Raw genomic sequence first — 241 nt, 5'->3', positions numbered from 1 at the left:
TATTAACTCTTCAGAAGTCCAAACAGGAACTATATTTGGAGGAGATACTTTTATATGCAGATTTGCCTTTAAAACTAAACTACCCTTCTTTATTGATAATAGGGTAGATGCACCTGATGATAGTGATATTTTTTATGATGAAATTGGTAATGTAGCCTACCCTAAGTATTGGCACTCCTCCAGATCTATATTAAAAGATTATATGTCTACAGGAGGGTTACTATCTAATATTATCTCCTAT

General features: G+C 32.4%; 1 protein-coding gene. It reads left to right on the top strand.

Annotation, left to right across the window (positions count from 1 at the left end; translation table 11 throughout):
* The coding region (locus NCT05_RS36720) for a hypothetical protein (protein WP_250504810.1) at positions 1–241 on the top strand (241 nt) is incomplete at both ends.

The organism is Caballeronia sp. AZ7_KS35, from assembly GCF_023631045.1.
Taxonomy (GTDB): domain Bacteria; phylum Pseudomonadota; class Gammaproteobacteria; order Burkholderiales; family Burkholderiaceae; genus Caballeronia; species Caballeronia zhejiangensis.
The sequence above is the reverse complement of the archived record's forward strand: the minus strand, read 5'-3'. Positions and strand labels throughout refer to the sequence as shown.